Here is a 6614-nt window from a genome sequence, read left to right as displayed (position 1 = left end):
GGCGTCATCTCGGCTTTGCTCTTTCCCGCCGCAGCCGGATGTAGAGTGCGCCGTCGCCACCATGGCCGCGCGCCGCATCCTCATAGCCGGAAATCAGGAAGCGGAATTCCGGCTTGCCGAGCCAGTCGGGCACCAGACGCTTGAGCACGCCCTCGCTGCCGCGCGACGCGCCCTTGCCGGTGATGACCAGCACATGCCTGAGCCCGCGTTCATGGGCGCGGGCGAGAAAGCCGAACAGCAAATTGTGGGCTTCGCTCTGGGTGAGGCCGTGCAGGTCGATGCGGCCGTCAATCGGCAACCGGCCGCGGGCCAGCTTGCGGATGACCGGCTTCTCGATCGGATGCGGCCCGGGCCTGGACGGCGGATTGAGGCTCAGGATCGACTGCGGCCGCTTGACCTGGGATTCCTTGGCGGGCGGTGGCGCCGGGGGCGTCTCGACGGCGAACCAGTCATCCTCCTCGACCTGTTTTCCCGGAAACGCCTCGACCGTGCGGGCGACGCGCGCCCAGATGATGCGGTCCTCGTGGCTGAGCCTCGGCTTGTCACCGCTCATGGCCGGCCCGCCGCGCCATTTCCGAATCCCTGGGGGCAAGGACAACGAACCGGGCCGCGGCCTTGACCGAGCCGGCCTTGTCGCCGGCCGCGGGTCCCGAGCCTGCGAACAGGTCGCCGCGGACCGGACCGGTGATCGCCGTGCCCGTATCCTGGGCGATCATCAGCCGCGCGAAGGACCGGGGCGCATCGAAATCCGCAAGCCCGTCTGCGATCACGAAGACCGGCGTGCCGAAGCTGTGAATGCGGTGGTCCACCGCCAGTGACCGCCCGGCCTCCAGGGACACGCCGGCGGCGCCCACCGGACCCGAGCTCTCATCGTTCAGTTCGGTTTCCTTGAAGAAGATGTAGGACCGGTTCTCCCGCATCAGCCTGTCCGCCCGTTCCGGATCGACGGCGAGCCAGTTCCGGATCGCGGCCATGGACACGGTCGCGGCGCTGAGCTCGCCGCGCTCGACCAGCAGCCGGCCGATGGCCGTGAACGGATGGCCGCTCTTGGCCGCGTAGTTGATCCGCATCAGCCTGCCGTCGGCAAAGCGCAGCCGCGCGCAGCCCTGCACATGGGCGAAAAACACGTCCACCCTGGAGGCGGCCCAAGCGATTTCCAGCCCCCGGCCGTCAAGGGCGCCGGTCTCGATCGCCGCCCGGTCGGGACAGGGGGTGGCGAGGCCGCCGTCATCGAGCATGAAGGCGAAGCCGGCCGGGATCGAAGCGGGCGGATTGTCCGGATCGGCGACCGGCACCAGATTGTCAGGCTTGCGCAGGAACGGAAACCGGTAGCCGGAGTCCGGCCGGCTGCGAACGGCAATCTCGGGCTCGTAGTAGCCGGTCACCAGCCCCGCGCCGCTGCCCGGGCAGATTTCCACCGGCCGGAACCAGGCCTCGAAGAATTCGCGGGCCCGCAAATCCGATAGTGAGCCGGATTCGGCCAGTGCCGCGGCATAGGCCGGCGCCAGCTCGGCGTGGGCGAGGCCAAGCGATCCGGTGCGATAGGGCGTGGTGCGGATGGCCTGTTCGGCCGAGCGGCGAAAGGCGGTGAAAGCCTGTGCCGGCGCGTCATCGGCCCAGCCGGGAAGGGTGGAGAAATCTTCCCGGCGGAGCGAGACGTCCATTACTGATCGGCTTCCGTCGCGATCAGGCGCCAGTTCGGATCCCGCGAGCGGGTGTCGCGGGCAAAGGTCCAGACATCGTTGACGTCGGTGACCTCGACCAGATCGCCTTCGATGACCTCGCCGTTCTTGTCGAGCGTCGCCGAGATCAGCTGGCTGACGATGCGCAGCGTGATGTTGGCTTCCGAGCCCTTCATTTCGGCCTGGATGATGTTGGCCTTTTCAATGCCGACGAAATTGGAGCGCACCGTTTCGCCGCGTGTTTCGCGTTCGTCGATGGCTGCGACAAACCCGTCATAGACTTCCCGCGACAACAGGCCCTTCAGGGTCTTGCGGTCGCCTTCGGCGAAGGCCGAGACGATCATCTCATAGGCGGTGGTGGCGCCGCTCACGAAGACCTTGGGGTCGAAACCCGGATCGGCCGCGACCACGGCGCGAAGGCCCTTGTTCAAATCGGTGCCGGGCGCCGCATAGGCATCAATGCCGGCATAGGCGTCGGGATCGGCATTTTCACGGCCACGACGCGGCAGGGTGACCACCTTCGGATCGTCCATCCCCTCGGCAGCGGCTGCCTGGTCACGGCGGACGGCCTGGTCACGCGGCGGGCGTTCGTTCCCTGTCCGCTTTCCAAGCACCGACCGCAGCTGGATGAATATGATCACCGCCGCCACAAAAAAGAAGAACGTCACAAAATCAAAGGAACCCATTCCCGCCTTCTTTCGGTTTCATCATTGCTAGGAATGCATATAATCCCCAAAGGCCGATCATTCAAAGGGTCGCCTCATTCTATTTCATTCCGCCTGTATAGACAGGCCCGCCCGAATCCGGACAGGACACCATGCGTTTCTCCCTTATCCCGCTCCTGCTGCTCGTCGTGCCGCTGGCCGAAATCGCGGCCTTCGTGGTCGTGGGCCGGCAGATCGGCGTCTGGGCGACGCTCGGCATGGTGCTGCTCACCGCCATCATCGGCACCTTCCTGCTGAGGTGGCAGGGAGTGGGCCTGTTCAACCGCATCAACGCGGAAATGCGCGCCAACCGGATCCCGGGCCGGGACCTCGTTCATGGCGTGATGATCCTGATCGCCGGCGTGCTGCTGCTGACGCCGGGTTTCGTCACCGACACGCTCGGCTTCCTGCTGTTCGTGCCGGCCATCCGGGACCTGGTCTGGCGCACGGTCAAGGATAAGATCGTGGTTCAGACGATGTCGGCCGGCTTTGCGGCCGGGCCGGCCGGGCCGGGCGGGCCGGGCGGAGCGGACGGAAGGGCGCGCGGCGGCGGCCGGGGCGACGGCGTGGTCGATCTCGGCGAAGACGAGTTCGAGCGTCATGCCGATCCGTCCTCGCCCTGGTCACCGGACCGCGACAGCCTGGCCAGACCCGACGACGCGCCGGGCAAGACGGGCCGGGGCGGCGCAAACGGGTTGTAAGCGGTGCGGCGAAATGCTAGCCCATGCGCGATCAATTTTCCGGACGACCCGCCTTGGCGGATGAAAAACAGGGAAGAGCCACATGGCAAAAGAGACAACGGACAAGGGCGCCGCGGCAACGACTGACGCGAAGGGCAATGGCGAGGCGCCGACGCTGAACGTTCTGGCGCAATACATCAAGGATCTGTCTTTCGAGAATCCCGGCGCGCCCAAGTCGCTGGGACCGCGCGAAAAGGCCCCCAACATCAACATCAACGTCAATGTGAACGCCAATCCGATCAGCGAGACCGAATTCGACGTCCTTCTGACGATGAATGCCGAAGCCAAGTCCGCCGACGCCGTCGTCTTCAATGTCGAGCTGGTCTATGGCGGCGTCTTCCGGGTGGCCAACTTCCCGCAGGAGCACATGCTGCCGCTGCTGTTCATCGAGTGCCCGCGCATCCTGTTCCCCTTCGCCCGGCAGATCATCGCCGACGCCACCCGCAATGGCGGCTTCCCGCCGCTGCTGATCGACCCGATCGATTTCGGCCAGATGTTCCAGCAGCGCATGGCCGAGGAAAAGACCAAGTCGCAGGTTGCCGCCAACCAGGTCAATTGAGACAAGTCTTCACGCCCGTGAATGACGGAAAGCCGCCCCGGGGGCGGCTTTCCTGTTTTCAGGCTTCTCGTTTGCCGTCCTGTGGACCTTGGACACCGTCCGGACGCGGAAACCAGTTACATACTCGAAGTATGGAAAGCGCCGTCACCCCAACATCTGTGCCGGTCAGTTGGACCGGTGCCAGAGGGCGTTCGCGCCGATCCGGTCGATCAGCTCCGCATGCGCCTGGAGTTCGGCCGCGCTCAGCCGCGGCGGCAGCGGCTTCGGCCGCTGGCCGATCTCGACGACGACGTCATCCGGGTTGCGCGCCACGACGACCGTGTCCACCACCGACAGGCCGAGCGCCGCCTGGCGGCCGCCCAGCATCTCGATATAGACGTCGGTGAGCAGTTCGGCGTCGAGCAGCGCGCCATGCTTGGTGCGGTGGGCATTGTCGATGCCATAGCGCCGGCACAGGGCATCGAGACTGTTGGGACCCATCGGGTGACGGCGGCGGGCGAGCGCCAGGGTGTCGATCACCAGCTCGGCCTCGACCGGCGGGAGTCCCACCCGCTTGAATTCCGCGTTGAGAAAGCCGATGTCGAAGGTGGCGTTGTGAGCCACATAGCGGGCGCCGTCGAAGAACGCGGCGATGTCGTCCGCCACCTTTGCAAACACCGGCTTGTCCGCCAGGAATGCATCGGTGATGCCGTGAACCGCCAGCGCGTCGGGATGCACCTTGCGGCCGTCGGGATTGATGAACAGGTGCAGCGAGCGGCCGGTCGGGAACTGGTTCTCGAGCTCGATGCAGCCGATTTCGATGATCCGGTCGGCCTGGTTGTCGAGCCCGGTGGTTTCGGTGTCGAAGACGATTTCGCGCATCTGGTCAGCTCCGCTTCTGCCGGTTTGCAAGGCCGGCGACAATGTCGCTGACCTGCTGCCTGGCGGCATCCAGCCCCTTGCCGGTGTCGATGACATAATCAGCGCGGGCGCGCTTTTCGGAATCAGGCGTCTGCCGCGCCAGGATAGCAGCAAATTTCTCGGCCGTCATTCCGGGGCGCGCCAGCACCCGCTCGCGCTGGATCTCCGGCGCGCAACTGACGACGACCACGACATCGACCCGGTCCGCCGCCCCGGTTTCGAACAGCAGCGGAATGTCGAGCACCACCACCGGTTCGCCGCGGGATCGCGCCTGGGCCAGGAATTCCTGCTCGCGGGCGCGCACCAGCGGATGAATGATCGCCTCGAGCCGGGCAAAATCCCCGGGCACGGCGATCAAATGCTCGGCCAGGCGTGCGCGGTCGACCACGCCCCCGGGCGCGGTTCCCGGAAACGCCGCCTCGATGAGCGGCGCCGCCTCGCCGCGATAGAGCTCATGGACGACATCGTCGGCGCTGTTGACGGGGATTCCCAGGGCCTGGAACATGCCGGACGTGGTGGTTTTTCCCATGCCGATCGAGCCGGTCAGGCCGATGATGATCATGCGTGGGCCTCCATGTCGGCGATCAGCAGTCGCCGCAGCTCCGGGGTCACCTGCGGCCTCACTCCGAACCATTTCTCGAAGCCCGGAACCGCCTGGTGCAGCAACATCCCCAGACCATCGGCCGTCCGCATGCCCTGGCGTTTCGCCATCGCCAGCAGCGGTGTTTCGAGCGGGACATAGACGATGTCGGTGACCAGCGCCTTGTCGGCCATGGCGGTGAAATCTATGCGCGGCACGTCCGAGCCGCCCATTCCGAGCGAGGTGGTGTTGACGAACAGATCGGCGCCTGCGACGAGAGCCTGGAGACCGTCCATGCCATGCGCCGTCACCCGCGGGCCGAACCGCTCGGCCAGCGCCCGGGCCCGGTCTTCGGTGCGGTTGACAATGGCAATCGCACCGAAACCGCGGGCCAGCAGCGCATGGATGATGGCGCGGCTGGCGCCGCCGGCGCCCAGCACCAGCGCGCGCTTTCCCCGGTCCCAGCCCGGGGCGACATCATCGAGATTGGCGGAGAAGCCGTGGGAATCGGTGTTCGTCGCCATCAGCCGTCCATTCTCGAGCCACAGCGTGTTGGCGGCGCCGATGGCGCGCGCCGTGGCGTCGGCCTCGTCGGCCAGGCCGAGAATCGCCTCCTTGTGCGGAATGGTGACGTTGCCGCCGCAGAAGCCTGAGGATCCGTCCTTGAGCGACGCCACGAAGGCGGGCAGGTCCGCGGCGCTGACCGCGACCGGATCGTAGCCGCCGGCGAGACCCGCGCGGTCGAGCCAGTGGCGGTGGATCAGCGGGGACCGCGAATGCCTGATCGGATCGCCGATGACGAAGGCCCGGCGCGGGGTGTTCGCCGGACTAGCCATCGATCGCCCCCAGCGCGCGCAGCTCGGCCAGCAGCGGCAGCAGCGGCAGCCCGACGATGGTGAAATAATCGCCCTCGACGCGGTCGAAGAGCTGGATGCCCTCGCCTTCGAGCTGATAGGCGCCGACGGAGGACAGCGCCGCATCGCCGACATTGGACAAATGCCGGCCGATGAAGCCGGGATCGAGGTCTCGCATGGTCAGGCGCGCGATCGAGACATGCCGCCAGAGGGTTTCGCCGTCCCGCGCCAGCACCACGGCGCTGTTGAGCGCGTGGGTGCGGCCGGACAGCGCGAGCAGCCTCCTGCGCGCCTCTTCCATGTCGGCGGGCTTGTGCAGGACCTCGCCGTCCAGCGACAGGGTCTGGTCCGATCCGATGACCAGGGCGCCGGGCGTACGGGCGGAGACGTTCTGGGCCTTGGCCTCGGCCAGGATCAGGGCGATGTCCTCGGCATCCATCCCGTCCAGCGTCTGCTCGACCGCGCGCTCGTCGATATTGGCCGGCTCGACGTCGAAGGACAGGCCTGCATTGGACAGCAGCGCTTTTCTGAAGGGGCTCGCCGATGCGAGTACGAGGCGCGACGCCATGGAATTCTCCTGAATAGTGTCCTGCCG

9 protein-coding genes are annotated in these 6614 nt (G+C 66.6%); 2 read left to right on the top strand and 7 right to left on the bottom strand.

Going from position 1 to position 6614, the window contains the following annotated elements; genetic code table 11:
- Positions 1–4: 4 nt before the first annotated feature.
- Genes LL06_RS08090 through LL06_RS08080 form a run of 3 tightly spaced genes read right to left on the bottom strand, consistent with a single transcriptional unit; the run spans position 5 to position 2368 of the window.
- Positions 5–553, bottom strand: a complete 549-nt coding sequence (locus LL06_RS08090; RefSeq protein WP_035524728.1) for a Smr/MutS family protein — start codon at positions 551–553, stop codon at positions 5–7.
- Positions 543–1664 carry an MltA domain-containing protein gene (locus LL06_RS08085; protein ID WP_035524725.1) on the bottom strand — a complete coding sequence of 374 codons (1122 nt, stop codon included), beginning with the start codon at positions 1662–1664 and terminating at the stop codon, positions 543–545. The genes LL06_RS08090 and LL06_RS08085 overlap by 11 nt, the downstream gene beginning before the upstream one ends.
- Positions 1664–2368, bottom strand: coding sequence for a Tim44/TimA family putative adaptor protein (locus tag LL06_RS08080; protein WP_035524722.1), 705 nt, complete (start codon positions 2366–2368; stop codon positions 1664–1666). The genes LL06_RS08085 and LL06_RS08080 overlap by 1 nt, the downstream gene beginning before the upstream one ends.
- Before the next feature lie 131 nt (positions 2369–2499).
- Between LL06_RS08080 and LL06_RS08075 the strand changes: the two genes are divergently transcribed.
- Together LL06_RS08075 and secB are read left to right on the top strand one after the other, a co-directional pair.
- Entirely contained in the window at positions 2500–3087 is a 588-nt protein-coding gene (locus tag LL06_RS08075; protein WP_052161309.1) for an FxsA family protein, read from the top strand.
- An 82-nt stretch (positions 3088–3169) separates the two neighbouring features.
- Positions 3170–3685: a protein-export chaperone SecB gene (secB, locus tag LL06_RS08070; protein ID WP_035524719.1), complete on the top strand. Its 516-nt coding sequence runs from the start codon at positions 3170–3172 to the stop codon at positions 3683–3685.
- A gap of 165 nt (positions 3686–3850) precedes the next feature.
- Here secB and dnaQ read toward each other — a convergent pair whose 3' ends face one another.
- Genes dnaQ through LL06_RS08050 form a run of 4 tightly spaced genes read right to left on the bottom strand, consistent with a single transcriptional unit; the run spans position 3851 to position 6587 of the window.
- On the bottom strand, positions 3851–4546 hold the full coding sequence (gene dnaQ / locus LL06_RS08065; protein ID WP_035524716.1) for a DNA polymerase III subunit epsilon: 696 nt from the start codon (positions 4544–4546) through the stop codon (positions 3851–3853).
- Between the two features lie 4 nt (positions 4547–4550).
- A complete protein-coding gene (coaE, locus tag LL06_RS08060) occupies positions 4551–5147 on the bottom strand; it encodes a dephospho-CoA kinase (protein ID WP_035524713.1) in 597 nt (198 codons plus the stop codon).
- Positions 5144–6001: a shikimate dehydrogenase gene (locus LL06_RS08055; protein ID WP_035524710.1), complete on the bottom strand. Its 858-nt coding sequence runs from the start codon at positions 5999–6001 to the stop codon at positions 5144–5146. The genes coaE and LL06_RS08055 overlap by 4 nt, the downstream gene beginning before the upstream one ends.
- Positions 5994–6587: a Maf-like protein gene (locus tag LL06_RS08050; protein ID WP_035524708.1), complete on the bottom strand. Its 594-nt coding sequence runs from the start codon at positions 6585–6587 to the stop codon at positions 5994–5996. Before LL06_RS08050 ends, LL06_RS08055 begins: the two co-directional genes overlap by 8 nt.
- Positions 6588–6614: the final 27 nt, after the last annotated feature.

The organism is Hoeflea sp. BAL378 (assembly GCF_000759435.1).
GTDB lineage: Bacteria > Pseudomonadota > Alphaproteobacteria > Rhizobiales > Rhizobiaceae > Hoeflea.
Note: the sequence above shows the minus strand (reverse complement) of the source record. Positions and strands in the feature narration are given on the sequence as shown.

What these genes read in the sequence shown, in the direction of transcription:
- LL06_RS08085 (WP_035524725.1), bottom strand. Translation starts at nt 1,664, where the DNA reads ATGGACGTCTCGCTCCGCCGGGAAGATTTCTCCACCCTTCCCGGCTGG.
- LL06_RS08090 (WP_035524728.1), bottom strand. Translation starts at nt 553, where the DNA reads ATGAGCGGTGACAAGCCGAGGCTCAGCCACGAGGACCGCATCATCTGG.
- secB (WP_035524719.1), top strand. Translation starts at nt 3,170, where the DNA reads ATGGCAAAAGAGACAACGGACAAGGGCGCCGCGGCAACGACTGACGCG.
- LL06_RS08055 (WP_035524710.1), bottom strand. Translation starts at nt 6,001, where the DNA reads ATGGCTAGTCCGGCGAACACCCCGCGCCGGGCCTTCGTCATCGGCGAT.
- dnaQ (WP_035524716.1), bottom strand. Translation starts at nt 4,546, where the DNA reads ATGCGCGAAATCGTCTTCGACACCGAAACCACCGGGCTCGACAACCAG.
- LL06_RS08075 (WP_052161309.1), top strand. Translation starts at nt 2,500, where the DNA reads ATGCGTTTCTCCCTTATCCCGCTCCTGCTGCTCGTCGTGCCGCTGGCC.
- LL06_RS08050 (WP_035524708.1), bottom strand. Translation starts at nt 6,587, where the DNA reads ATGGCGTCGCGCCTCGTACTCGCATCGGCGAGCCCCTTCAGAAAAGCG.
- coaE (WP_035524713.1), bottom strand. Translation starts at nt 5,147, where the DNA reads ATGATCATCATCGGCCTGACCGGCTCGATCGGCATGGGAAAAACCACC.
- LL06_RS08080 (WP_035524722.1), bottom strand. Translation starts at nt 2,368, where the DNA reads ATGGGTTCCTTTGATTTTGTGACGTTCTTCTTTTTTGTGGCGGCGGTG.